The sequence below is a fragment of the Nonomuraea guangzhouensis genome (genome assembly GCF_019396345.1).
GTDB lineage: Bacteria > Actinomycetota > Actinomycetes > Streptosporangiales > Streptosporangiaceae > Nonomuraea > Nonomuraea guangzhouensis.
The window spans coordinates 81100-106260 of record NZ_JAHKRM010000004.1; the positions used below are offsets into that span (position 1 = coordinate 81100).

Here is a 25161-nt window from a genome sequence, read left to right on the forward strand (position 1 = left end):
CAGTCCTGCGACCCTCACATCTGAGCATCTGTTCATGTATTAGTTTGAGAGGACATCATGGCGGAAGAGCATCACCACGGTGGCCACGGGCACGGGCACGGGCACGGGCACGCCGTCAGCGTGGACGCCGATCGCCGTTACCTGGGCGGCGCCCTGGCGCTGATCGTCGGCTTCATGGCGATCGAGGTCGTCATCGGCCTGGTGGCGCAGTCACTGGCGCTGATCTCCGACGCCGGGCACATGCTGACCGACGCGGTGGCCATCGTCTTCGCCCTGATCGCGATGCGCATCGCCGCCCGGCCCCCGCAGGGTGGCTTCACCTACGGGCTGAAGCGGGCCGAGATCATCTCGGCCCAGGTCAATGGCATCACGCTGCTGCTGTTGAGTGCCTACTTCATCTACGAAGGCATCCGCCGGATCCTCGAGCCCTCCCAGGTGGAGGGCCTGTACGTGGTGGTGACCGGGCTGGCCGGGATCGCCGTCAACCTGGCGGCCACCTGGCTGCTGTCGCGCGCCAACCGTTCCAGCCTGAACGTCGAGGGCGCCTACCAGCACATCCTCAACGACCTGTTCGCCTTCATCGCCACCACGGTGGCGGGCGCGGTGGTGTGGCTGACCGGCTGGGCGCAGGCCGACGCGATCGCCGCCCTGGTGGTGGCGGGGCTGATGCTCAAGGCGGGCTGGGGGCTGGTGCGCGACGCCGGCCGGGTGTTCATGGAGGCCGCGCCCGTGGGCATGAACCCCGCCGAGATCGGCCAGCGGGCGGCCGCCCTGGACCACGTCGTCGAGGTCCACGACCTGCACGTCTGGGAGGTCACCTCCGGCTACGCCGCCCTGTCGGCGCACATCCTGGTCACGCCGGGCGCCGACTGCCACGGCGTACGCGTGGCCGCCGAGCGGCTGCTGCACGACACCTACGCCATCGAACACACCACCCTGCAGGTCGACCACGCCCCGCCCGAGCTGCTGACCATCGGCGAGGCGGACGCGCACTGCGCCGACTCGCACGGCCCCTCGCACAAGGGAACCTCGGTGCCACAGCCGAAGGATCTGCCTGTCGACCCGTGATCAAACCGTTGAGGTATGTCGGAGATCGCCGCCCATATCCCGACTTACGCTACGACGGACGACGTACGGGGTGAGGGGATCGCATGGGGATGATGAAGCGGATGGCCGCCGCCTTCAAGGGCGAGGTCCGGGCCGACGAGCTCGAAGCGTACCGGCGGGCGGGCGGGATCGTGTACACCGAGCTGGAGCAGGCGGAAAGCCTCCGGCGCCGGTTGGCCCAGGACGGGGTGAACCTGTGGCACGGTCCGCAGGGGGCGGCCGGGCAACTGCTGTGCGTGTGGAACGCGTTCGTCCTCCAGGCCATCGGCGAGCACCTGCTGGACGCCGACTACGCGGCCGACCCCCGTACCTCCGGATTCGTGCCGCCGGTGACCGCCCAGCAGGTGGAGGCGTGCTTCGCGCAGGTCGAAGGCTGGGTGTCGCGGGCGCGGCAGGCGGCGGGCAATCCCGGCTACCTGGTGGAGCAGGAACTACTCCTCCCGGCCGACCTGCCGGAGTGGGCCGAGGCCAGCCCATGTCCGCTGCCGCACCTGCACGGCATGCTCGCCGCGTCCCGCGCGATCCGCCAGCACGCCGAGGTCGCGCTCGGCGTCTTCGAGCAGACGGTCGCCGACGCCGACCGGCACCTGAACGCGTTACGGCGGCTCAGGCAACTCGTCGCCGAGGCCGCGACCGCCGCCGACTACGCCGAAGGGCTGCTGCACACCAACCCGAACCCGCGCATGCACGAGGCGATCGAGCAGCGGCTGCAGCGGGCGCTGGAGATCTACTACCACCTCGGCCAGTTGACCGCGATGCCGCAACTCATCGCCGGCTACAAAGGGGTGGACGCGCGACGGGCCGTGCCTCCCGTCGCGGTGCCGCCGGTGAACGCGCGCAATTTCGATCCCTGGTGCCTGACCGACCCGCAGAAGCGCGGCATCTGGCAGTCGGATCCCCGCGCCCGGCAGGCGATCAAGGAGATGTGGGAGTACGACCCCGATCCGGCCCGCACCCTGCGCATCCAGGCCGAGATCGACGCCGCGTTCACCGGTGGCGCCATAACTTACGCCACCGATGCCGGGGGCAACGCGTACGGCAGCTACTACTGCTGCCCGTGGGCCGCCATCTACCTGGTCCGGCGCCCGGTCGTCATCGGTGGCACCCGGCTTCGGACGATGCAGCAGTTCACCTATGAGGTGTCGGCCGAGGACGTGCCACGCGGCGGCCCGTTCAAACGCGAGATCGTCGTGTCCAACTTCAAGCCGACGAACCAGGTCGACTACTGCGACCCCGACGGCCTGCACGGCTGATCCGAGCAGAGCTGGTTACGCAGGGTCTCGAAGGCCCATCGCTCCCAGCGCCCACGCGGCCGCCCCCGCTCCTTCACGAACAGGAGATACAGCAGGCCGTACAGCAGATCGGCGACCTCCTCCCCCGGCGTCTCCGCGCGTGCGCCCGGCTTGCCGACCAGCGCCTTGGCCGCCCCTTGCTGGACGACGTACCGCGGATCGACGTCCTGCGACCACAGGGCGGCGACCCCGCCTGGGTCGGCGTCTGGCGCTGGGACTCGGCCGCCAGCCTGCGGGCGGCCCGCCAGACGCTGCCCGGCACCACCGCGGCCACCGAGGCGTTCGCGGTGGCCCGCGAGGTCACCGCCGAGGACATCGAGGTTCTCGACGAACTCTGACCGCCCGCACCAATGCCCCTCGCCATAGGCGTCTTAAGTTGAACATGCATGTTCAAGTTACTCGGAGATTCGTCTACGATAACTCGTACATCGCTGTTCATATTAGGGAGATCTTGTGGCTCACGGCCATCATTTCGCGCACTCGCCGGACCAGGCGGAGGCGACGGACCCGCGGCGCTGGACGGCTCTGGTCCTGCTGTGCGTGGCGCAGTTCATGCTGATCCTTGACGTCACCGTGATCAACGTGGCGCTGCCCAGCATCGGTGCCGACCTGCGTCTCGACCGGGTCCCGCTCACCTGGGCGGTCACCTCGTACACGCTGTGCTTCGGCGGGCTCATGCTGCTGGGCGGGCGGCTCGGCGACACCTTCGGGGCCCGTCGCGTCCTGCTGACCGGCCTGATCGTCTTCGTCCTCGCCTCGCTGGTGACCGGCTTGGCCACCGGTGGCCCCATGCTGATCGGCGGCAGGCTCGCCCAGGGCGTCGGCGCCGCACTGCTGTCGCCCTCGGCGCTGGCCACGCTCACGCGGACCTTCCACGGAGCCGAGCGGAACAAGGCGCTGGGCATCTGGGCTGCTCTGGGCGGTGTGGGGTTCGCCGTTGGCGCGATTCTCGGCGGCGTGCTGGCGGCCGGGCCGGGCTGGCGGTGGGTGTTCTTCATCAACGTGCCTGTCGGGCTGGCCGTACTGGCCCTGCTGCCCCGCCTGGTCCCCGCCGACCGGCCTCAGGTGCGGCGGCGGGTGGACCTGCCTGGTGCCGTGCTGGTCACGGGGGCGACGGCGGCGCTCATCTTCGGCCTGGTCAACGCCGGAGAAGCGGGCTGGGCAAGCATCGCCACGCTGGTCGCGCTGGCCGGGGCCGTGGTCGGCTATGCCGTGTTCGCGCTGGTGGAGCGGGCTGTCCAGGAGCCGCTGATGGACGTGCGGGTTCTGGGCCGCCGTCCCGTCGCCACCGGTGCGTTCCTCATGCTGATCGGCACCGCTCTGCTGCTGGGCTTCGTCTTCCTCGGTTCGCTGTACCTGCAGCGCGTGCAGGGGCTGTCCGCGCTCACCGCCGGGTTCCTGTTCCTGCCGGTCGCGGTGGCGACCGCCGTCGCCGGGCATCTGGCGGGCCGCCTCATCGGGCGGCTCGGCGCCCGCGTGGCCGCGGTCGGCGGGCTCGTCCTCGCCGGGGGCGGCGCCGTGGTGCTGGCGCTGTCGGAGGGTACGGCGGGCATCGTGATCGGGCTGACCATCGGCGCCGCCGGCGTGGTGCCGGTGTTCGTGGCCGCCACCACCACGGCGCTCGGGTTCGTCGCGCACCACGAGGCCGGGCTGGCGTCCGGCGTGGTCAACACCTTCCACGAGGTCGGCGGGTCCATCGGCACGGCGGTCCTGTCCACGATCGCCGCCGTCGGCATCGAGCAGGCTTCGACGGCCGGATTCGCCGCCGCCTACACGGCCTGCGCCGTCGGCGCCGGGGCGGCCGCGATCATCGCGCTGGCGCTGGTGCCCAGGGGCAAGGCCCAGCTCCCCGCCGGCGTACACGCCCACTGAAGGGAGGGACGGTCATGAACGTTTCTGTCCAGTTGAGAGTCAATGGCATGTCGTACGAGCTGGAGCTGGATCCCCGGGTGAGCCTGCTCGACTGCCTGCGCGAGCACCTCGGCCTGACGGGCACGAAGAAGGGTTGCGACCAGGGCGCCTGCGGTGCCTGCACGGTGCTGGCCGACAGTCAGCGGATCAACTCCTGCCTGGCGCCGGCCGTGCAGTGCGAGGACATGGAGATCACCACGATCGAGGCCATGGCCGCTCACGAGGTGGGCGGCCGGGTGCAGGACGCCTTCCTGGCCCATGACGGATTTCAGTGCGGATACTGCACGTCGGGGCAGATCTGCTCGACCGTCGCCATGCTCGCGGAGCACCGTGCCGGGATGCCGAGCGCTGTGTCACCCGAAGCCAGCCCTGCAGCACTCACCGACGCCGAGATCAGGGAGCGGATGGCGGGGAACCTGTGCCGTTGCGGCGCCTACAACGGCATCGTGGCCGCCATCCGCGAGGTGGCGCGGTCATGAAGGAGTTTGCCTATGTCCGGGCCGCGACCGTCTCCGACGCGATCGACCAGGCGGCAGGGTCGGCCAGGTATCTCGCCGGTGGCACGAACCTGATCGACCTCATGCGGGAGGAGGTGGAGCGCCCGGAGCGGCTCGTGGACATCACCCGGCTCCCGCTCGCCGGCATCGAGGACCAGCCAGGCGGTGGCCTGCGGCTGGGGGCGCTGGCCCGCAACTCGCAGGTGGCCCATGACGAGCGGGTCCGTCACCGTTACCCGTTGCTCGCGAAGGCGATACTGAACGGCGCCTCGCCCCAGCTCCGCAACAAGGCGACGGTCGGCGGGAACCTGCTCCAGCGGACCCGGTGTGGATACTTCTACGACGCCGCGGCGGCCTGTAACAAACGCGCGCCGCGCACCGGCTGCGACGCTCTCGACGGATTCAACCGCACACACGCCGTCCTGGGGTCGAGCGAGAGCTGCATCGCGGTGCACCCGTCCGACATGTGCGTCGCGCTGGCCGCCCTCGACGCCGTCGTCAACGTGCAGGGGCCCGGCGGGGTGCGACGAGCCGTACCGTTCACCGATTTCCACCGGCTGCCTGGCCGCACTCCGGACGTCGAGACGGAGTTGCGGGACGGCGAGCTGATCACGAGCGTCGACCTGCCGCCCGATCTGCCGGGGCAGGCGGCCTATGTGAAGGTCCGCGACCGTGCCAGCTACGCGTTCGCGCTCGTGAGCGTCGCCGTACTCCTGCGGGTCGAGCGGGGCAGGACGGCGGCGGTACGCATCGCGCTGGGCGGGGTGGCGCACAAGCCGTGGCGGGCGTACTCGGCCGAGGAGATGCTGACGGGCGCGGTGGCGGACGAGCCGGCGTTCCGTCTGGCCGCCGAGGAGGCGGTCGCCGAGGCGCGCCCCCGGCGGCACAACGGCTTCAAGGTGCAGCTGGCCGAACGCCTGATCCGTCGCACGCTCACCGAACTGGCAGGTCTGTCATGAGCCTCACCTCACGTGGAGTCGGCCTCGGCATGAGAGCCGTGGGCAAGATCGCCAGGCTGCTTCCGGATGGCCGTCACGACCCGCTGTCGACGGAGAAGGGCGAGATCGGCCGGATGGTCGACAGGGTCGACGGACGCGCCAAGGTCAGCGGCGCCATCCGCTACACCGCCGAGCACGACCTCCCCGGGCTCGCCCACGCGGTCGCGGTCGGCAGCACGATCCCCAAGGGCCGCATCCTCGCCATCGACTCCTCCAGAGCGGCCGCGGCCCCGAGCGTCGTCCTGGTGATGACGCACCAGAACGCGCCGAGGATGAAGCCGACCGCGGCGTACGCCACGCTCAAGGGAATGGTCGCCGCGGCCGCCATGAGCCTGCCGATCCTCAACACCGATGAGATCTTCTGGAACGGCCAGCCGGTCGCGGTCGTCGTGGCCGAGACGCGCGAGCAGGCCGAGCACGCGGCCAGGCTCATCGACGTACGGTACGCGCAGGAACCGGCCGTGCTGTCGATGACCCCCGAGGCGGCCTTCACCCCGGCCCACGCGGTGCTGGAGGAGGCCAGGACCCTCGTCGGCGATCCCCGCGCGGGCCTGGCGAACGCGCAGGTCAAGGTGGAGCACGTCTACACCACACCGCTGGAACACCACAACGCCATGGAACCCCACGCGACGCTGGCGCACTGGGACGGCGACGACCTCACCGTCTATGACGCCTCGCAGTACCCCTATGGCGTCAAGGAGATGCTCGCCAAGAAGTTCGGGCTACCGAAAGGGCGAGTCCGCGTGCTCGCGCCGTACATCGGAGGGGGCTTCGGCGGCAAGACCACGGCCTGGCCGCACGTGTCGCTGGCGGTGGCGGCCGCGAAACTCGCCGGCCGTCCCGTCAAGCTCGTCCTGTCCCGGGCACAGACCTTCCACATGACCGGCGGGCGCGCGCCCACCCGGAGCCGGATCGCGCTGGGCGCCGACGCCCAAGGACGGCTCACCGCGATCACGCATGACGCGCTGTCCACCTGCACGACGGACGAGTTCGCCGAGGCCGCCATCGCCGCCTCCCGCCACCTGTACGCCTGCCCCAACATCGGCGCCCACCAGCGGGTGGTGCGGGTGGACCGCATCCAGAACGCGTTCTTCCGCGGGCCCGGCGTGGCGCCCGGCTCGTTCGCGATGGAGTCGGCGATGGACGAGCTCGCCTGGCGGCTCGACATGGACCCGCTCGACCTGCGCCTGCGCAACGAGCCCGACCGCGACCCGGTCTCCGGCAACCGCTTCACCAGCCGTCACCTGCGCGAGGCGTACGCGATCGGCGCGGAGGCGTTCGGCTGGCGCGCCCGCCCGCCCGCGACGCGCGCCATGCGCGACGGGCACCACCTCATCGGGTACGGCATGGCGGCGGCGATCAACCCCGACGCCATACTCGTCGCGGCCGTCAGACTCCGGCTCGACGCCGACGGAACCGTCACCATCCACAGCAGCACGAACGAACTGGGCGCCGGCACCTCGACCGCGCAGACCCAGCACGCCGCCCAGCGCCTGGGCCTGCCGATGGACAAGATCCATTTCCTGCACGGCGACTCGAACGTGGCCAAGACCCGCATCCCGGGCGCCTCGGCCGCCACCACCACCATCGCCTCGGCCATCTGGTCCGCCCGCGACACCCTGGTACGCGAGTTGCTGGCGCTGACCAAGGGCACCGGCTCCCCGCTGGCTGGGCTGGGGCCCGAGGAGGTGGAGACGCGCGACGAGGGCGTGTTCCTGCCGGACGGCCGTGGCATGACCTACCAGCGGATCCTCGCCGCCGCTGGCCGGGAGTCGCTCGAGGTGACCGGCTCGTCCGCGCTGCCGTACCAGACGATCAAACGCGCCACCAACACCTATGGAGCGCACTTCTGCGAGGTGCGGGTGGACGAGGACACCGGCGAGGTGCGCGTGGTCCGCTGGGTCGGCGCGTTCGACGGCGGCCGCGTCGTCAGCCCGAAACAGGCCACCAGCCAGATGGCGGGCGGGATCATCATGGGCATCGGCATGGCGCTGACCGAGGAGACCCTGTTCGACGAGCGCACCGGCCGGATCGCCAACCCGGGCCTGGCCGAATACCACGTGCCGACCCACGCCGACGTCCCCGACATCGACGTGCGCTTCGTCGACCGGCCCGACCCGCAGACCCCGCTCGGCGCCAAAGGGATCGGCGAACTCGGCATCGTCGGGGTGGCCGCGGCGATCGCCAACGCCGTCTACCACGCCACCGGCAAGCGGCTGCGCGATCTTCCCATCACTCCGGACAAGCTGATGTGAGCTATGGACGACCTTTACGTGGACACCCCCATCGCCCGGTTCCGCTACCGCAAGGCCGGATCCGGTCCTCCCGTGCTGCTGCTACCCGGCAGCGGAGGCTGGCGGCTCTCGTTCCACGCGATGATCGAGGTGCTCGCCGAGCACCACACCGTGTACGCCCTCGACCCTCCCGGCCAGGGACGCACGGTGGTTCTCGACCCGGCGTTCGGGCATGACGTGGACGCGATCGCTCACTCCGTCGCGGCATTCCTGAACGCCCTGGACCTGCCGGAGATCGCCATCGTCGGCCACTCCTGGGGCGGCGGGTTCGCCCTGCGTTTCGCGGAGCTGTTCCCGGCCAGAGTCAGCCGCCTGGCGCTGCTGGCTCCCGGCGGGCTCGACGTCCGCGACGTGTGGGAGTTCCGGCTCATGCGGCTGCCGCTCATCGGCGAACTCGCCGTACGGCTCATGCCCCTGTGGTCGGTACGGCACCTGCTGCGTAAATCCTTCGTCCACCGTGATCGCATCCCCTATGCCCTGGCGCGCGAGGCGGCCACGGAGATGAGATCACCGCGCAACCGGGCGACCCTGCTGAGGGTCGAGCGATCCGTACGATGGACGACCACCGAGCGGGACCTGCACCTGGTGAAGGCACCGGTGCTCCTCCTGTGGGGCGATCAGGACCGCTTCCTGCCTGTCGAGCTCCTCCATCGGTTCGCCGACCGGCTGCCCGCGGCCGAGGTCCACGTCCTGACCGGCTGCGGGCATTCACTGCATGACGACTGTCCTGATCAGACGTATCAACGCTTGACCCCGTTCCTGCTGCCCAGGCGCTCGTGACACCTGAGCAGCTCGCTGGATCCCTCGATCAGAGGCGGTCGACGACCTTCTGCAGCTGTGCCACCTCGGCTTGCCGAGTGGTTTCGATCGCCTTGGCGAGCTCCTTGACCAGCCACCGACCGTACGCGGTGCCGCGTCGACGTCACGGCATGGTGGCGCGGTGGCCGCGGAAGGTCGCCTCCAGGGCGATGCGCCAGTGGCGGTCGGCCTGATCGCGGTCGGCCAAGGCGCCCTGTAGTTCCAGGCTCGCCAGTCCGTGCACCAGGGCGTTGAGGTGGACGGCGACCTCGTAAGGATCCGATGGGGCGAACCGCCCCGTATCGATGCACCGCGCGACGGCGCGCACCAGGGTGTCGAACGTCTCCTGGATCTGAGCCAGCGCCGCCCCGTCGGGCCGGAAGTCCGCGATGGGCCGTCCGAACATCAGCTCGTACAGGTGCGGGTTGGCCAGGGCGGCGGCCCTGTAGGCGTATCCGAGGGCCATCAGATCGTCCTCTGGGTCGCCATCGCGCGGCACCATGGCGAACTCCTGGGCGAGTCGGGCGAACCCTTCCAGAAACATCGCACGCAGCAGGCCGGCCTTGTCGCCGAAGAGGTTGTACACGGCCGTGGTGGACGTACCGACTTCCTGGGCCACTCGTCGGGTGCTCAGCGCCTGCGGGCCTTCCTGGGCGAGCAGCCGGCCGGCTGCGTCCAGGAGGTCTCGGCGCAATTCGTCGTAGTCGCGTGTGCGTGGGCGGGCCATTTGACAAGCATAGCGTAACGCTGTTTCATAACAGCATTACGGAATTGCTCCGCTCTCCGGCGGCCGATCACCGGCCCTGGGGAGAACCACTTGAGGAGGCCGCTGTGCCCGCTGTATCCGACCTGCATGTCGTCCTTGGCGCCAGCGGCGCCGTAGGCAGCTCCGTGGTCCGTGTGCTCGCCTCCCAGGGACATCGCGTCCGCGCGGTCAACCGCAGCGGCCGGGTCCCGGCGCTGCCCGGTGTCGAGGTCCACCGAGGCGACATCACCACATCCGCCGGCGCCAAGGCCGCCTGTGACGGCGCCCAGGTCGTCTACCACTGCGCCGCCCCCGCCTACCACCGGTGGGTGCAGGAGTTCCCCAGCCTGACCGACGCGGTTTGCCAGGGAGCGGCCGCCGCGGGAGCCAAGCTGGTCTTTGCCGACAACCTCTACATGTACGGCCCCGTCGCCGGCCCCATGACCGAGGACATGCCGTATGCCGCCCGCAATCCCATGGGCCGTGTCCGCGCCGAGATGGCCGAGGCGCTCCTGGCGGCACACCTCTCCGGCTCCCTGCGGGTCGCCATCGGCAGGGCCTCCGACTACTACGGCCCCGGCGGCGTCAACACCAGCGTCGGTACGACAGTTTTCGCCGCCGCGCTCGACGGGAAGGTCGCCCGCTGGTCCGGGCGGCTGGACCAGCCCCACACGCTCAGCTACCTGCCCGACATCGCCAAAGGGCTCGTGGTGCTCGGCACCGACGGGCGGGCCGACGGCCAGGCCTGGCACCTGCCGGCGGCACCGCCCCTGACCGGCCAGCAGTTCCTCGACCTGGTCTTCGCCGAACTGGGCCGACCCGGCAGAACGGCAGCCCTCGGTCGCCCCATGCAACGCCTCATCGGCCTGATGAATCCCACCGTTCGCGCCCTCGGCGAGTCCTGGTACCAGCGCGATCGGCCCTTCGTGGCCGACGCCTCGAAGTTCACCCGTACGTTCGGCCCGTTCGTCGCGACACCGCATGCCGACGCCATCGCCGCCACCCTTGACTGGTACCGCGCGAACCTCACACCGGGAACCGCGGTGTCCTAGTAGTGAGAGGTGTCAGCCGACGCCGAGCGCCTCGCGTAGTGCCGGGCTCGGCGGCGAGGCCTCGTCGGGGGAGCCGGGCGTGCGCCGCAGGAACCCGTCCACCACCTCGTAGTGTCCGATGCCGCGCAGCGGTGGCGAGTAGACGTGGATCGTGATCGCGCCCGCCTCGTGATCCATCCGGTGGATGCCGGTGCCGGGGAAGGAGAACGACTCGCCCGCTCCGTACCACCCGACCCGCCGCGTGCCTTCGATCGGGAGCCCTTCGTTGGACACCCTGCCGGCCAGGACGTACACGCCGACCGCCGATCCGTCGTGGTCGTGGAAGCCGGTGTCGCGGGCCTCCCACCAGGTGTTGAGCCAGGCGATGGAGTGCTCGTCCGACCACAGCAGCACATAGCCCCCGGGTCCGCTCCGCGGCAGCTCGCCGAGGTCGACGGACTCCGCGGCCCGGCGGGCCAGCTCGGCGCACTCCTCCGGCTTGTACATAATTCCCACTTTCCCTACTAGGAAGACATAGAAAACCTAGCACGAGACGCGCCAGAAGGCCCGTGGCATAAGCGCTGGTGGGCATAATTGTCGGCATGTGCGAAGCCGGGGGCTGTTAATGCGGTTCGGCGTGTTGGGACCTGTTGAGGCGCGTCTGCCCGATGGAGACCCGGTGGCGGTGGGCGGTCCGCAGGTGCGGTCGCTGCTGGCGATGCTGTTGCTGGAGGCCGGCCGGGCGGTGAGCGTCGGCCGGCTGGTCGCCGGGCTGTACGGCGAGGACGCGCACGCCGAGCACGCGCTGCAGTCGCAGGTCTCCCGGCTCCGGCGGGGGCTGCGGGACGGAGCCGCCGTGGAGTTCGGGTCGGCGGGCTACCGGCTCGCGGTCGACCTCGACGCGGTGGACGCGCACCGGTTCGCCCGGCTCGCCGGGCAGGGCAGGCAGGCGCTGGCCGGCGGGGACCCGGCGGGTGCCGCGATGCTGCTGGGTGAGGCGTTGGACCTGTGGCGCGGGCCGGCGCTCGCGGACGTGCTGGACGCGCCGTTCGCCGAGGCGGCAGCCGCCCGGCTGCTGGAGGAACGACTGGCCGCGACGGAGGACCGGGCCGAGGCCGCGCTGTCCCTGGGCGAGCACCACGCGGTGGCCGCCGAACTGGCGGAACTGGTCGAGGCACACCCCTTGCGGGAGCGGGCACGGGCGCTGCTGATGCGAGCCCTCTACGCCGGTGGCCGGCAGGCGGAAGCGCTCACCGTGTTCGAGGAGGCCCGCCGGTTCCTGGGCGACGAGCTGGGCGTCGACCCGTCCGCCGAGCTGGCCGAGGCGCACCTGTCCATCCTGCGCGCGGAACCGGCGGCCACCCCGGCGCTCCGGCGGGTGCCGGCCCAGCTCACCAGCTTCGTCGGAAGGGCGGAGGAGCTCCGCCGGCTCGCGACGCTGCTGGCCGGGTCGCGGCTGGTCACGCTGACCGGCCCGGGTGGCACCGGCAAGACCCGGCTGGCGGTGGAGGCGAGCGGCCGAATGCCCGGAGAGGTGTGCTTCGTCGACCTGTCCCCGTTGAGCGACGGGGCCCAGGTGGCGCCGGCCGTGGCCGCCGCGCTGGGTCTCCGCGAGTCGGGGCCGCCGGAGGATCGGCTCGTCGCGGCGCTGGCCGACCGGCCGGTGCTGGTGATTCTGGACAACTGCGAGCACGTCGTCGCGGGCGCGGCCGGGCTCGCGCACCGGCTGCTGGCCGCCTGCCCCGCGCTGCGGGTCCTGGCCACCAGCCGGGAGGCGCTCGGCATCACCGGCGAGGTCCTGTTCCCGGTCGGGCAGCTGGCCGTGCCTGACCCCGGCGCCACGCTCGCCGAAGCGCTGGCCGGTCCGGCGGTGCGGCTGTTCGCCGACCGGGCCGCCGCCGTACGGCACGGGTTCGTCGTGGACGCCGCCACGATCGGCGCGGTGCGGCGGATCTGCGCCGCCCTGGACGGGCTTCCGCTGGCCATCGAGCTGGCGGCGGCCCGGCTGCGCTCGTTCACCCTGGACGAGGTGGACGCGCGGCTGGCCGACCGGTTCCGGCTACTGTCCCGCGGCGAGCGCACCGCGGCGCCCCGGCATCAGACGCTGCGCGCGGTGGTCGACTGGAGCTGGGGGTTGCTCGACGCGCATGAACAGGCGCTCGCGCGCCGGCTCACCGTGTTCGCCGGCGGCGCCACCCTGACGGACGCGGAGCAGATCTGCGGTCTGGACGGGCCGGTCGGGTACGACGATGTGGCGGGTGTGCTGGCCGGCCTGGTCGACAAGTCGCTGGTCGAGGAGCACGACGGCCGGTACCGGATGCTGGAGACGGTACGCGAGTACTGCGCGGAGCGGCTCGCCGAGACCGGTGAGCGGGCGGAATGCCTGCGGGCGCACGCGGAGTGCTTCACCACGCTGGCCGAAGCCGCCGACCACCACCTGCGAGGGCCCGACCAGCTGAACTGGCTCGCCCGGCTGGGCGCGGAGCACGGCAACCTGCTGGCCGCACTCGGCTGGGCCGTCACCGCCGACCCGCCGCTGGCGTCGCGGCTGATCGCGGCCCTGTCGTGGTTCTGGTGGCTGCGCGGCCTGCGCGGCGAGGCCGCCCCGCTCGCCGCCCGGCTGCTCGACGAGCTGGGTGATGGATCCCCTGCCGAGGGGGCCGAGGAATATGCGTGCAGCGTGGTGACCGCCGCCGCGACCGGTAACGGGAGCGACGTCGGCTTGCGCGGCCACCTGGACCGTGCCGCCGCCGGCCTCGCCGCGTACGACCGGCCGCTGCGGCGGCCTCACGTCGTGTTCCTGCTGGCCATGGCCGGGCGCCTGGTCGATGTCGCCCCCGCGCGGCAGCATCGGCTGTTCGGCACCGACCCGTGGTCGCAGGCGTTCCTGCGCATGGGCGACGGCCTGCGGCTGCTGCTCGGCGGGCAGACCTCGGCGGCCGAGGCCGAGCTCACGATCGCGCTGGCCGGTTTCCGGTCGGCAGGTGATCGCTGGGGAATCGCGAACGCGCTGGACAAACTCGCCGGGATCGCGGCGTCGCGGGGTGAACGGGCGCGCTCGGTGGCGTGGATGGATGAGGCCATCACGCTCATCGAGGAGCTGGGTCGTACGGAGGACACCGCGGACCTGCTCACGCGCCGCGCCGATCTCCTGGCCGAGGACGGCGACCTCGCGGCTGCCCGAGCCGGCTACGAGCGGGCCGTCGAGTTCGCCCGCGCGGTCGGCGCGCCGGACCTGCTCGCCGACGCCCGCCGTGGCCTCGCCGACCTCGCCCGGCGAACCGGCGAACCGGGCACGGCGCGGCAGTTGTACGAGGCGGCGCTGGCCGGCTGCGGGGATGCCTCGATCACCGGGCAGCGCGTTCGGGCCCGTATCCTCACCGGGCTCGGCTGGACGGCCGCCATGGACCGGGATGCCGCGCGGGCCCGCGCCCACCACCGTGCCGCCCTCGAGACGGCTGTCCGCGGCGGGAACCTACCGGCTTCCGCAGACGCGGTGGACGGTCTGGCCGGGGCCGCACTGCTGGCCGACGACGCGGAACGGGCCGCGACCCTCATGGGCGCCGCGGCGTCACTGCGCGGAGTGGAACTGGGCGCCGACCACGAGGCGGCCGCGGTGGCGGAGGTGACCGCAGTAGCTGGAGCGGCCGAGGTGGCGGAGGCGGCCGGAGCGGCAGAGGCGGCCGAGGTGGGCGGAGTGGCTGCGGTGGCGGCCGAGGCCGCGCGTGTGCTCGGGCCCGATCGGTATGCCGAGGCGCGTCAGCGGGGTCGCGGGATGACCACCGAGGAGGTGCTCGGGCTGGCCGGTGAGTGACGGTGAGCGCGTGGTGAGTCCTCGGTAAGGGGGCCCGGCGACGCTACTGCCATGACACAGCACCTCGCGAACAAGACGGTCCTCATCTCCGGCGCCAGCGTCGCCGGTCCCGCCCTCGCGTACTGGCTACACCGGTACGGCTTCACCCCCACCGTCGTGGAGCTGGCCCCGGCGCTGCGCGAAGGCGGCTACAAGGTCGACCTGCGCGGCGTGGCGATGGATGTCGTCGACCGGATGGGCCTCACCCCGGCCATCACCCGGCACAGCACCCAGATGCGTGGCGGGGCATGGGTGGACGAGACCGGCAAACCGCTCGCGACGCTCGGCCCCGACCTCATCGGCCTGCGCTCCCCCGGCGACGACGAGGTGCTGCGCGGCGACCTGGCCCGCATCGTGTACGACGCGACCAAGCAGGGCGTCGAGTACCTGTTCGGTGACTCCATCACCGGCCTCACCCAGAGCCACGACGGCGTCATGGTCACCTTCGAGCGCTCCGCGCCGCGGATGTTCGACCTCGTGATCGGCGCCGACGGGCTGCACTCGAACCTGCGGGCCCGGGTCTTCGGCGACGAGGCGAAGTTCGTGCGCCCGCTCGGCATGCACGCGTGCGTGTTCACCGTGCCCAACCATCTCGGCCTCGACCGCTGGGAGCTGATCTACCCGACCCCGAGCAGGGTCGTGAACCTCTACAGCACCCGCCAGTCCGCCGCCAAGGCCCAGTTCATCTTCCCGAGCCCCGCCGTGCTGCCCGACCGTCGCGACGTCGTGGCACAGCAGCGCCTGGTCGCCGAGACCTTCGCCGGCGCCGGGTGGGAGAGTGCCACCCTGCTGGCCGCCATGCCGCACTCCCCCGACTTCTACTTCGACTCTGCGAGCCAGGTCCACCTGGATCGCTGGTCGGCCGGGCGGGTCGCGCTGGTCGGTGACGCCGCGCACAGCCCGTCCCCGCTGTCCGGGCAGGGCACCAGCCTCGCCCTCGTCGGCGCGTACGTGCTGGCCGGCGAGCTGAAGGCCGCCGGTGGCGACCACCGGGTGGCGTTCGCCCGCTACCAGGAGGAGATGCGGGGATATGTCGACGTGAACCTCAGCCTCGGCGAGAGCAACGCCAAGCAGATGGTGGCCGGCAGCACCCGCCAGATCCGGATGCAGACCACCATGATGCGGCTGGTCAGCCACCTGCCCTGGAAGGACCTGGCCCTGCGGCCGATCCTGAAGCCGCTCAACGCCGCCGCGAACGCCATCACCCTCAAGAACTACTGAGGCCGCCCCGAACGCAGCAGGCGCGACAAGCCCAGAGCCGCGGTGCGTACGGCGGGAGCGAGCTGAGCCGGCCGGAACCGCACGCGCGGCACGGCCACCGACAGGGCCGCCACCGCCACCTGTCCGTCGAAGACCGGCGCGGCGATGCAACTGACGCCCATCGCCGCTTCCTGCTCCTCGTAGGCCAGGCCCGACACCTGGGCCTGTTCGATGGCCGTGCGCAGGCGCACCGGGTCGGTGATCGAGTGAGGGGTGAGACGGGCCAGCGGCCCGGCGAGCACCTGCTCGGTCAGCTCGGCATCCGAGAAGGCCAGCAGGGCCTTTCCGACCCCGGTACAGGTAAGAGGGAGCCGGCCGCCGATGCGGGAGGGCAGCGGCAGGACGTCGTGGCCATGGATCCGCTCGACGTACACCACCTCGTGCCCCTCCCGGACCCCCAGGTGCACGGTCTCGCGGGTGGCCTCGAACAGATCCTGCAGGAACGGCAGCGCCGCCTCGCGCAGATCATGGCGGCGCGGCACCAGCGAACCCAGTTCGAACAGTTTGCCGCCGAGCCGGTAGGTGTCCGCCTCCCGTTCCAGCAGGCCCAGGCGGACCAGATCCGCGCAGAGCCGGAACACCGTCGTCTTGGGCAGTGACGTACGAGCGGATAGTTCTGTCAAGCGGAACGCGCCGCCGTCCGGCCGGTAGCAGTCCAGGATCGCTGCCGCCTTGTCGAGCATGTTCCCCGAGGCTGTGTTCCGTGTCACGGAACATATTTTGCCGCCCCGCTGACCGGTCGCCTATATCTGGGGGCACCCGATTCTGGAGGTACCCGCAGTCATGAGTCTGCCCGATGCCGTGGCCAAGGTGGCGACCCTCCTGGCGGAGGCCGCCCGCACCGGTCTGGCCCACCCCCCGGTCCGCGACCTGTTGCCGGAGGCGGACATCGAGGCCGCCTACGCCGTGCAGCGGCTGAACGTCGAGCGCGGCCTGGCCGCGGGCCGGCGGCCGGTCGGCCGCAAGATCGGCCTCACCTCCCCCGCCGTGCAGCGCCAGCTCGGAGTGGGGCAGCCGGACTTCGGTGTGCTGTTCGCCGACATGGCCGTGGCGGAGAGCGGCCAGATCGCCGCCGGCCGGCTCCTGCAGCCGAAGGTCGAGGCGGAGGTGGCCCTGGTGCTGAGCGAGGACCTGCCGCACCGTGACCCCACCGTCGCCGACCTGCTGCGGGCCACGGCGTTCGCGCTGCCCGCGCTGGAGATCGTCGACAGCCGCATCGCGAACTGGGACATCACCATCGTCGACACCGTCGCCGACAACGCCTCCAGCGGCCTGTTCGTCCTGGGCGGCACCCCCGTGCCGCTGAACCGGGTCGACCTGCGCGGCGTACGGATGAGCATGGCCAAGAACGGTCAGACCATCTCGGAAGGGACCGGCGCCGACTGCCTGGGCGGCCCCCTCAACGCAGCCCTGTGGCTGGCCGCCACGCTGGCCGGCCTGGGCGACCCGCTGCGGGCCGGCGACATCGTCCTCACCGGTGCCCTGGGGCCGATGGCGGTCGCCGCGCCGGGAGACGAATTCGTGGCCCGGATCGAGGGCCTCGGCACGGTCGGGGTCGGCTTCGCGGCCCCGGAAGGAGTGAAGGCATGAAGACCGCCACCGAGCGGACCAAGGTCGCGGTCATCGGCTCGGGCAACATCGGCACCGACCTGATGATCAAGATCCTGCGGCTGTCCGGGTCCCTGGAGATGGGGGCGATGGTCGGCATCGATCTGGACTCCGACGGCCTGGCCCGCGCGCGCCGCATGAAGGTCGCCACCACCCACGAGGGTGTGGACGGTCTGCTGGCCCTGGACGAGTTCGCCGACGTCCGCATCGTCTTCGACGCCACCTCGGCGGGCGCCCATCGCCGCAACGACCAGGTACTGCGCGCCGCCGGTCGTACGGTGATCGACCTGACGCCGGCCGCCATCGGCCCGTACGTCGTCCCCCCGGTCAACCTGGACGCGCACCTGGACGCCGACAACGTCAACATGGTCACCTGCGGCGGCCAGGCCACCATTCCCGTCGTCGCCGCCGTCGCCGCCGTGACCCCGGTGCACTACGGGGAGATCGTGGCCTCGATCTCGTCGCGCTCGGCCGGCCCCGGAACCCGCGCCAACATCGACGAGTTCACCGAGACCACCGCCGCGGCCATCGAGAAGGTCGGCGGTGCGGCCCGGGGCAAGGCGATCATCGTCCTCAACCCCGCCGAGCCCCCGCTGATCATGCGGGACACCGTGCACTGCCTGGTCGGCGAGTGCGACGACGGCGCGGTGACCGCCTCGGTGGAGGAGATGGTCGCCCGCGTGCAGACGTACGTGCCGGGCTACCGTCTCAAGCAGAAGGTGCAGTTCGACCGCGTCGCCGCCGACGACCCGCTGCGCGCGCTGCTGCCGGCCGGCACCCGGTCCGGCGAGGCGGCGAAGGTGTCGGTGTTCCTCGAGGTCGAGGGGGCCGCCCACTACCTGCCCGCGTACGCCGGCAACCTCGACATCATGACCTCGGCGGCGCTGCGTACCGCGGAACGCATCGCCGCGCACCGCTTCACGGAGGTGATCTCCCGATGACCGCTGACCTGTACGTCCAGGACGTGACCCTCAGGGACGGCATGCACGCCGTCCGCCACCGCTACACCGTGGAGCAGGCCCGGACCATCGCCGCCGCCCTGGACTCCGCCGGGGTCGCCGCGATCGAGATCGCCCACGGCGACGGCCTGTCCGGCTCCAGCATCACCTACGGCGTCGGCGCGCACACCGACTGGGAGTGGATCGAGGCCGTCTGCGACGTCGTCCGCGACGCCGTGCCGACCACGCTGCTGCTGCCGGGCATCGGCACCGTGCACGATCTGAAGCAGGCGCACGCGCTCGGCATCCGCTCAGTGCGCGTCGCCACCCACTGCACCGAGGCCGACATCTCCGCGCAGCACATCGCGGCCGCCCGCGACCTGGGTATGGACGTCGCCGGTTTCCTCATGATGTCCCACATGGCCGAACCGGCCGAGCTCGCCCGGCAGGCGAAGCTCATGGAGTCGTACGGCGCCGCCTGCGTGTACGTGACCGACTCCGGCGGCCGGCTGACGATGGACGGAGTGCGCGACCGGTTCCGCGCCTACCGTGACGTGCTCGACGACCGCACCGAGGTGGGCATCCACGCCCACCACAACCTCGCCCTGGGCGTCGCCAACACCGTGGTCGCCGTCGAGAACGGCGCCAGGCGCGTCGACGCGTCGCTGGCCGGGCAGGGCGCCGGCGCCGGCAACTGCCCGCTGGAGGCGTTCGTCGCGGTCGCCGACCTCATGGGCTGGAAACACGGGTGCGATCTGTTCGAGCTGATGGACGCGGCCGACGACGTGGTCCGGCCCCTGCAGGATCGGGACGTGCGGGTGGACAGGGAGACCCTCACACTCGGCTACGCCGGGGTGTACTCCAGCTTCCTGCGCCACGCCGAGGCCGCCGCGGCCCGCTACGGCCTCGACACGCGGGCCGTTCTGGTGGAGGTCGGACGGCGCAAGATGGTCGGCGGCCAGGAGGACATGATCACCGACATCGCTCTCGACCTGGCCGCGGCCCGCGAGGCCACGACCGCCTGATTCTCGCCGCGCCCGCGCGGCGAGAATCGGACCTGAATACTGGCCACAAATCGGTACTGTCTAGACATCCAATCCATCGGCAGCATAGGACTCACCCATACACCGCTGCGAAAGAGTGGACAGACCATCATGATCACCAGCCCATCCCCGGACGGCGCGACCTGCCCCGACGTCTCCCACCTCGCCTACCGCGTGGGCCGGTGACCGGCCATGCCGATGGCAATCCTGTTCGCGCTGGCCGCCGCGGCCTTGTACGGCGCTTCTGACTTCCTCGGCGGGCTCCTGTCGCGCCGAGCCCACTACGGGCTGGTCGGGCTCATCGGACAATGCGCCGCCGCGGCCGGCGGTCTGACCGCCGCGCTCGCCGTCGGCACGCACGCCACCCCGAGCGCGATCGCGTGGGGGATGGCCGCCGGGATCGGCGGCGCGATCGGCACGCTGGCGCTCTATCGCGGCCTGTCACGGGGACAGATGAACGTGGCCGGGCCGCTGTCGGCCGTCGGCGCGGCGGGCCTGCCCATTCCCGTCGACCTGCTGTCCGGCCACGAGTTCACGCCGCTCGCCCTCCTCGGCCTCGGCCTGGCCATCCCGGGGATCTGGCTGGTCTCCACGCAGTCGGGCGGGCAAGGCTCCGGCGGCGTCGGCCCGGGGCTGCTCGCCGGGCTGGGCTTCGCGGCGCTGTTCATCTGCCTCGACCGGGCCGGCGACGAAGCGGGCCTGTGGCCGGTGGCGGCGAGTCAGCTGAGCGCCGTCGTCGTCCTGGCCGCGGCTCTGGCGGTGTTCGCGCTGGCGGGCAGGCGGTCCGGGGCCGACAACGTGTTCACCCGGAGACCGCCGTGGGCCGCGCTCTGGACGGGAGTGCTGGGGGTCGGCGCCACACTCCTGTACTTCCTGGCCACCAGCCAGGGGACACTCTCCGTCTCGGCCGTCATCACCTCGCTCTACCCGGCCTTCACCGTCGCACTGGCCGCCGTCGTCCTGCGCGAGCGCACCAACCTGGTGCACGCCGTCGGACTGCTCCTGTGCGCGGTCTCGGTCGGCGCCTTCGCCGCCGGATGAGCGGGCCCTGCCGACCGCTACTACCCTGCGACGGTGAGTACGGTGAACTCGAGCCTGGTACACGACCTGCTGGTGGACCTCGACCGGACCGGCACCACCCCGTTGCACCGCCAGATCGAGGCGGCTCTGCGCAACGCCATCCGCGCGGGCCGGCTGCGTCATGGGGCCTCTCTGCCGGCCTCCCGCCGCCTGGCCACCGAGCTCGGGGTCTCGCGGGGTGTCGTGGTCGGGGCCTACGACCAGCTCGTCGCCGAGGGCTACCTCACCAGCACGCCCGGCTCCTACACCCGCGTGGCCGCCGTACCCAGGCAGACCACCCCCACTCCCGACCCGCCGCGGTCCCGCGGCCCGCTCTTCGACTTCGGGTACGGCCGCGCGGACCCTGCCAGCTTCCCCCGCGCCGCCTGGCTCCGCTCACTGCGGCGGGTCCTCACCGACGCCCCGCACGACCGGCTCGACTACACCGACGGCTACGGCCTGCCCGAACTGCGCACCGCCCTGGCCGACTACCTCAACCGCTCCCGCGGCACCAGCGCAGACCCCGCGCAGGTGCTCATCACCAGCGGCTTCGCGCAGGCCGCCCAGCTGGTCACCGGCGTGCTGGCCCGGCGCGGGGCGCGCCGGGTCGCTGTGGAGGACCCCTCCGCCCACGACGACGTACGGCAGCACGCGCGCACGCACAACCTCGACCTTTTCGGCCTGCCGGTCGCCGAGCACGGCATCGATCTGGACGCCCTCGAACGCAGTGACGCCGACCTGGTCGTCCTCACCCCGTCGCACCAGTGGCCGCTCGGCGGCGTCCTGCCCGCCCGTACCCGCATGCAGGCGGTTCAGTGGGCCCGCGACCGTGGCGCCCTCATCCTGGAGGACGACTACGACGCCGAGTACCGCTACGACCGCGCCCCCATCGGCGCCATGCAGGGCCTCGCCCCCGACGTGGTCATGTACGCCGGCTCGGCCAGCAAGACCCTCGCCCCAGGCCTCCGCCTCGGCTGGCTCGTGTTACCCCCGCACCTGGCCGACGCCGTCGCCGAGGCCAAGCTCCTGGCCGACCGCGGCTCACCGGCCATCGAGCAGCTCGCCTTCGCCGACTTCCTGCTGCGGGGCGAGTTCGACCGGCACCTGCGCCGCATGCGCCCCCTCTACCGGCACCGCCGCGACCTCCTCCTCGCCCGGCTGGCCCAGCAACTGCCCGACTTCGAACCCACCGGGATCGCGGCAGGCCTGCACGTCGTCGTCTGGCTCCCGGACGACCTCCAGGAGGACGACGTAGTGACGGCGGCCGCCGCCCAAGGCGTCCGCGTCGCCGGCGTCGCTCCCTACCGGCTGACCACACCGGGCCGCCAAGGCCTCATCCTCGGCTACACCAGCCTGAACGACAGCCAGATCACCGACGGGGTCGCAGCTCTGGCGGCAGCGGTACGCCAAAAGCCGGTCCGCTAGCAGATCGGATCTTTGCCAAACAAGATCCCTAAACTCGGGCATATGCCTTTACAAAGTAAATCAAGACCTTTCGCCAGTCTTTCTTATGGGTATTTATCCACATTTCTTCGTTGAACCCAGGCTCTGCCGCACCCCGTACAACCGTGCGTCAACAGCTGAAGAGCCTCACCCTCGAGGCACCTGAAAGGGTCATCATGACGAAGCGCACCCTCACCGTCCCCGGCCTCGTTCTCGGTACCGTCCTGGTCGCCGGCGCCCTGGCGCCCACCGCCGCACAGGCGAGCACGAGCTCCGATGTCTACCTGGCCGCCTCGCTGCTGGGCAAGAACGAAGTGCCCGCGGCGGGCCAGAAAGTCGGCGACAAGAACGGCAGCGCGATCGCCGTATTCCATATCCACGGCAACCAGGTCGATTACGCCATCCGCTGGCAGAACGTCGCCGCCCCGACCGCGTTCCACATCCACCAGGGCAAAGCGGGCAAGAACGGCGACGTCAAAATCCCGTTCTTCGGCGAGGCGCTGCCCGGCAGCCTCAGCGCCGTGAAGGGCACCGTCAAGGTCAGCGACTCCGGCCTGCTCAACCGGATCACCAGCAGCCCCAAGAAGTGGTACGCCAACCTGCACACCAGCGAGTTCACCGGCGGCGCCGTGCGCGCCCAGCTCTACCGGATCCGCCCGGTGGCGCTCGAGTCGGTGCTGGCGAACAGCTCGCACTCCACGCTCACCGCATCGGCCGACGGCCGCCAGGAGGTTCCGGCGCCCGGGACGAAGGTCGGCGACAAGGATGGCCGGGCCGCGTGGCTCGTCTGGGTGAAGGGCACCCAGGTGCACTTCGCCACCGCGTGGAAGAAGATCGCCGCGCCGACGAACGGGCACATCCACCGCGGCAAGAAGGGCAAGAACGGCCCCGTGGTCGTGGACTTCTTCAGCGCCGCCAAGGGCCTGCCCGCCGGGATCAACGGCATCGCCGGCTCGGCGAGCACCTCCGCCAAGGTCGCCGGCGGGATCAAGCACAACCCGAAGAACTGGTACGTCAACCTGCACACCGGTGAGTTCCCCGGCGGCGCGGTGCGCGGCCAGCTCCACGGTGGCGGCTGGTAGGACCTTACTCCCCTGACCCATACCCGGACATCGCGCGGGCCGGCCGATCATGGCCGGCCCGCGATGTGCGTTCCGGCCAACCCTTGTGCGGCACGCCCTTCATCAGCGTCTTCGGCTCTCTGTGTTACCTGAGTAAACGGACATCAGCGTAGCCTCGTCGCATGCCGGCCGTGGTCGGGTAGCGATCTGGTGGAAGCCGATGCCGCGTCCGTCCGGCGAGCCGGGCGGACCGTGGTTGAGAGCCGCGTTGTCGGGGCCTGACTCCGCATTCCTGAGGGGAGTGCGGCTCTTGGGCCACCGCCCCGCCGGACGCTGTCCCATCAATGCGAACACCGACGGGGGCGGGGACCGAGCGCACAGTCAGACACCCGGCTGTTACTCAACATTACCGTCCGATCACCTTCAGTCGCAGCCGATCGGCAGTACTCCCTGCTCGCCCGGGACATCGAGGCCGAGATCCTGCCCGTCTGCGCCCGCGAGTGGGCCGCCGACCAGCTCACCGAACGGAACCTCTGCATCTCGGAGGAGGTCGCCAAGATCGCCGCTGAGGGGGCGACCCGGCCTCGGCGCACGTGCTGGCCGCTGGATACGGTGTGTCGGATGCTTACGGTTGTCACGGCGTTCACCCCCATCTGGATCATCGGCGCCCTCGGCTGGCTGACCGGGCGTTTCCGGGTGGCGAGCGGGCAGTTCCAGCAGGCGCTCACGGGGTTCACCTTCACCATCGCCATGCCCGCCGTGCTGTTCACCACGCTCAGCCGGACGCCGCTGAGCCAGATCCAGCCGCGACCGCTGCTCGCCTTCGCGATCAGCACCGTCCTGGTCGGCCTGCTCGCGCTGGTGACGCTCCGGGGCAAGCTGCCCGACCGGGTGATCGGCGCGATGTCGTCGGCCTACGTCAACGCGGGCAACCTCGGCATCCCCATCGGCCTGTACGTCCTGCACGACGCGACCTTCGTGGTGTCGGTCCTGATCTTCCAGGTGCTGGTGATGTCTCCGCTGATCTTCCTGGGCCTGGGCGTCGAACGCTCGTCCCTGCTGGCCCCGCTGCGGATGCCGATCGTGGTGGCCTCGGTACTCGGCCTGGCCATGTCCGCCCTCGGCTGGCGGCTGCCCGAACCCGTGATGAGACCGCTGGACCTGCTCGGCGGCGCGGCGGTGCCCTTGGCGCTGTTCGCGCTGGGCATGTCGCTGAACGGCTCGGCCGTCGCCTGGCGCCGAGTCGCCCCGGTGGTGACGCTCAAGCTGCTGGTCCAGCCGCTGATCGCCTTCCTGGCGGGGCGCTTCCTGCTGCAGCTCGAGGGCCACGCGCTGTTCGCGGCCGTCCTGTTCGCCGGGTTGCCCACCGCGCAGAACACCTACGTCTACGCCGCCGAGTACGGGCGGCCCACCGAGTTGCCCCGCGACACCATCCTGGTCTCCAGCGTCCTGTCGCTGGTCACCCTCTCGGTGATCGCCCTGCTGGGCGGGATCGCGGGACCCCTCGCGCCGGGCGATCGCTAACCGGCGATCTTTGCGATAGAAGGTACTCGTGAGGAGACTTCTGCGCCTGTTGACCGCCCCACTGCTCACCGCGACCCTCGTCCTGACCGGCGCTCCCGCCCACGCCGACACCGACCCGGCGCTGGCCACCCAGTGGCAGCTCGCCTGGGACACCTACCGGTTCTACGAGCACCTGACCGGGCCCCTCCCCGTGGACGGCCGGACCGCGGCCACCCGTGACCTCTCGATCGACATCGACGCCCCCATCGACCACGTCTTCGCGGCGTACTCCGACATCAACCACCACATCGGCCTGCACCCGTTCCTGAAGCGCGTCGCCACCCACGCCGACTACCTCCAGGACGGCCTGCGCCACGTCAACTTCACGGCCGTCGAGGACGTCCCGGTCGCCGACGGGGTGCCCGTCACCGTCAACACGCACGCCCAGCAGCGCATCCACGCCGCCGACCACTTCTACGAGACCGACACCTGGACCATGCCCAACGTCGTCACCCACCAGGTGATCGTCTTCACCGATCTGGGCGGCGGCCACACCCGGGTGACCGAGCACCTCACGTTCGAGGCGAACGTCCTGCTCATCGACTTCACCGTGACGAACGGCGTCTCCTCCCACCAGCAGACCCAGGTGGCGCTGAAGGAGGCGATCGAGAGCGGCCGCCTTTGAGAATTCCCCTAATTTCCTATTGCTTTTGTGGGGAA

Annotated in this window: 22 protein-coding genes; 19 read left to right on the plus strand and 3 right to left on the minus strand. The window is 71.2% G+C overall.

Annotated features, from left to right (window positions below):
* Nucleotides 1-57 precede the first annotated feature (57 nt).
* The 8 genes from KME78_RS08565 (at nt 58) to KME78_RS08600 (ending at nt 8879) form a co-directional block, all read left to right on the plus strand.
* Entirely contained in the window at nt 58-1068 is a 1011-nt protein-coding gene (locus KME78_RS08565; RefSeq protein WP_219528267.1) for a cation diffusion facilitator family transporter, read from the plus strand.
* Between the two features lie 83 nt (nt 1069-1151).
* Nucleotides 1152-2360: a hypothetical protein gene (locus KME78_RS08570; RefSeq protein ID WP_219528268.1), complete on the plus strand. Its 1209-nt coding sequence runs from the start codon at nt 1152-1154 to the stop codon at nt 2358-2360.
* 176 nt (nt 2361-2536) lie between these two features.
* Complete coding sequence (locus KME78_RS08575; RefSeq protein WP_219528269.1) at nt 2537-2737, plus strand: hypothetical protein; 201 nt, start codon at nt 2537-2539, stop codon at nt 2735-2737.
* A gap of 115 nt (nt 2738-2852) precedes the next feature.
* A complete protein-coding gene (locus KME78_RS08580; protein WP_308126852.1) occupies nt 2853-4271 on the plus strand; it encodes an MFS transporter in 1419 nt (472 codons plus the stop codon).
* A gap of 14 nt (nt 4272-4285) precedes the next feature.
* On the plus strand, nt 4286-4789 hold the full coding sequence (locus KME78_RS08585; RefSeq protein ID WP_219528270.1) for a (2Fe-2S)-binding protein: 504 nt from the start codon (nt 4286-4288) through the stop codon (nt 4787-4789).
* Nucleotides 4786-5766 (plus strand): FAD binding domain-containing protein, encoded by a 981-nt coding sequence (locus KME78_RS08590; protein WP_219528271.1) that lies wholly within the window; start codon nt 4786-4788, stop codon nt 5764-5766. The genes KME78_RS08585 and KME78_RS08590 overlap by 4 nt, the downstream gene beginning before the upstream one ends.
* Before the next feature lie 29 nt (nt 5767-5795).
* Nucleotides 5796-8060 carry a xanthine dehydrogenase family protein molybdopterin-binding subunit gene (locus KME78_RS08595; protein ID WP_246650752.1) on the plus strand — a complete coding sequence of 755 codons (2265 nt, stop codon included), beginning with the start codon at nt 5796-5798 and terminating at the stop codon, nt 8058-8060.
* A 3-nt stretch (nt 8061-8063) separates the two neighbouring features.
* Complete coding sequence (locus KME78_RS08600; RefSeq protein WP_219528272.1) at nt 8064-8879, plus strand: alpha/beta fold hydrolase; 816 nt, start codon at nt 8064-8066, stop codon at nt 8877-8879.
* 142 nt (nt 8880-9021) lie between these two features.
* On the opposite strand, the gene KME78_RS08605 is transcribed toward KME78_RS08600, so the two are convergent.
* Complete coding sequence (locus KME78_RS08605; protein ID WP_219528273.1) at nt 9022-9624, minus strand: TetR/AcrR family transcriptional regulator; 603 nt, start codon at nt 9622-9624, stop codon at nt 9022-9024.
* 104 nt (nt 9625-9728) lie between these two features.
* Here KME78_RS08605 and KME78_RS08610 point away from each other — a divergent pair, with 104 nt between their 5' ends.
* The gene (locus tag KME78_RS08610) at nt 9729-10694 is read left to right on the plus strand and encodes an NAD-dependent epimerase/dehydratase family protein (protein ID WP_219528274.1); all 966 of its coding nucleotides are present in this window, start codon (nt 9729-9731) and stop codon (nt 10692-10694) included.
* A gap of 12 nt (nt 10695-10706) precedes the next feature.
* Here KME78_RS08610 and KME78_RS08615 read toward each other — a convergent pair whose 3' ends face one another.
* Nucleotides 10707-11180 carry a cupin domain-containing protein gene (locus KME78_RS08615; RefSeq protein WP_219528275.1) on the minus strand — a complete coding sequence of 158 codons (474 nt, stop codon included), beginning with the start codon at nt 11178-11180 and terminating at the stop codon, nt 10707-10709.
* 172 nt (nt 11181-11352) lie between these two features.
* On the opposite strand from KME78_RS08615, the gene KME78_RS08620 reads away from it, so the two are divergent.
* On the plus strand, nt 11353-14487 hold the full coding sequence (locus KME78_RS08620) for an AfsR/SARP family transcriptional regulator (protein WP_308126853.1): 3135 nt from the start codon (nt 11353-11355) through the stop codon (nt 14485-14487).
* A 51-nt stretch (nt 14488-14538) separates the two neighbouring features.
* Entirely contained in the window at nt 14539-15747 is a 1209-nt protein-coding gene (locus KME78_RS08625) for an FAD-dependent monooxygenase (protein WP_219528277.1), read from the plus strand.
* Here KME78_RS08625 and KME78_RS08630 read toward each other — a convergent pair.
* A complete protein-coding gene (locus KME78_RS08630; RefSeq protein ID WP_308126854.1) occupies nt 15741-16496 on the minus strand; it encodes an IclR family transcriptional regulator in 756 nt (251 codons plus the stop codon). The genes KME78_RS08625 and KME78_RS08630 overlap by 7 nt on opposite strands.
* A gap of 73 nt (nt 16497-16569) precedes the next feature.
* On the opposite strand from KME78_RS08630, the gene KME78_RS08635 reads away from it, so the two are divergent.
* From KME78_RS08635 to KME78_RS08670, 8 genes are all read left to right on the plus strand, one after another.
* Nucleotides 16570-17376: a 2-keto-4-pentenoate hydratase gene (locus KME78_RS08635; protein WP_219528278.1), complete on the plus strand. Its 807-nt coding sequence runs from the start codon at nt 16570-16572 to the stop codon at nt 17374-17376.
* Nucleotides 17373-18335 (plus strand): acetaldehyde dehydrogenase (acetylating), encoded by a 963-nt coding sequence (locus KME78_RS08640; RefSeq protein ID WP_219528279.1) that lies wholly within the window; start codon nt 17373-17375, stop codon nt 18333-18335. Before KME78_RS08635 ends, KME78_RS08640 begins: the two co-directional genes overlap by 4 nt.
* The gene (dmpG, locus tag KME78_RS08645; protein ID WP_219528280.1) at nt 18332-19357 is read left to right on the plus strand and encodes a 4-hydroxy-2-oxovalerate aldolase; all 1026 of its coding nucleotides are present in this window, start codon (nt 18332-18334) and stop codon (nt 19355-19357) included. The genes KME78_RS08640 and dmpG overlap by 4 nt, the downstream gene beginning before the upstream one ends.
* A gap of 210 nt (nt 19358-19567) precedes the next feature.
* A complete protein-coding gene (locus KME78_RS08650; RefSeq protein ID WP_219528281.1) occupies nt 19568-20416 on the plus strand; it encodes an EamA family transporter in 849 nt (282 codons plus the stop codon).
* A 33-nt stretch (nt 20417-20449) separates the two neighbouring features.
* Nucleotides 20450-21859: a MocR-like pyridoxine biosynthesis transcription factor PdxR gene (gene pdxR, locus KME78_RS08655; protein ID WP_219528282.1), complete on the plus strand. Its 1410-nt coding sequence runs from the start codon at nt 20450-20452 to the stop codon at nt 21857-21859.
* A gap of 194 nt (nt 21860-22053) precedes the next feature.
* Nucleotides 22054-22959 (plus strand): CHRD domain-containing protein, encoded by a 906-nt coding sequence (locus KME78_RS08660; RefSeq protein ID WP_219528283.1) that lies wholly within the window; start codon nt 22054-22056, stop codon nt 22957-22959.
* A gap of 600 nt (nt 22960-23559) precedes the next feature.
* Nucleotides 23560-24462, plus strand: a complete 903-nt coding sequence (locus KME78_RS08665; RefSeq protein ID WP_219528284.1) for an AEC family transporter — start codon at nt 23560-23562, stop codon at nt 24460-24462.
* Between the two features lie 28 nt (nt 24463-24490).
* Nucleotides 24491-25126 carry an SRPBCC family protein gene (locus tag KME78_RS08670; protein WP_219528285.1) on the plus strand — a complete coding sequence of 212 codons (636 nt, stop codon included), beginning with the start codon at nt 24491-24493 and terminating at the stop codon, nt 25124-25126.
* The last annotated feature ends 35 nt before the right edge of the window (nt 25127-25161 follow it).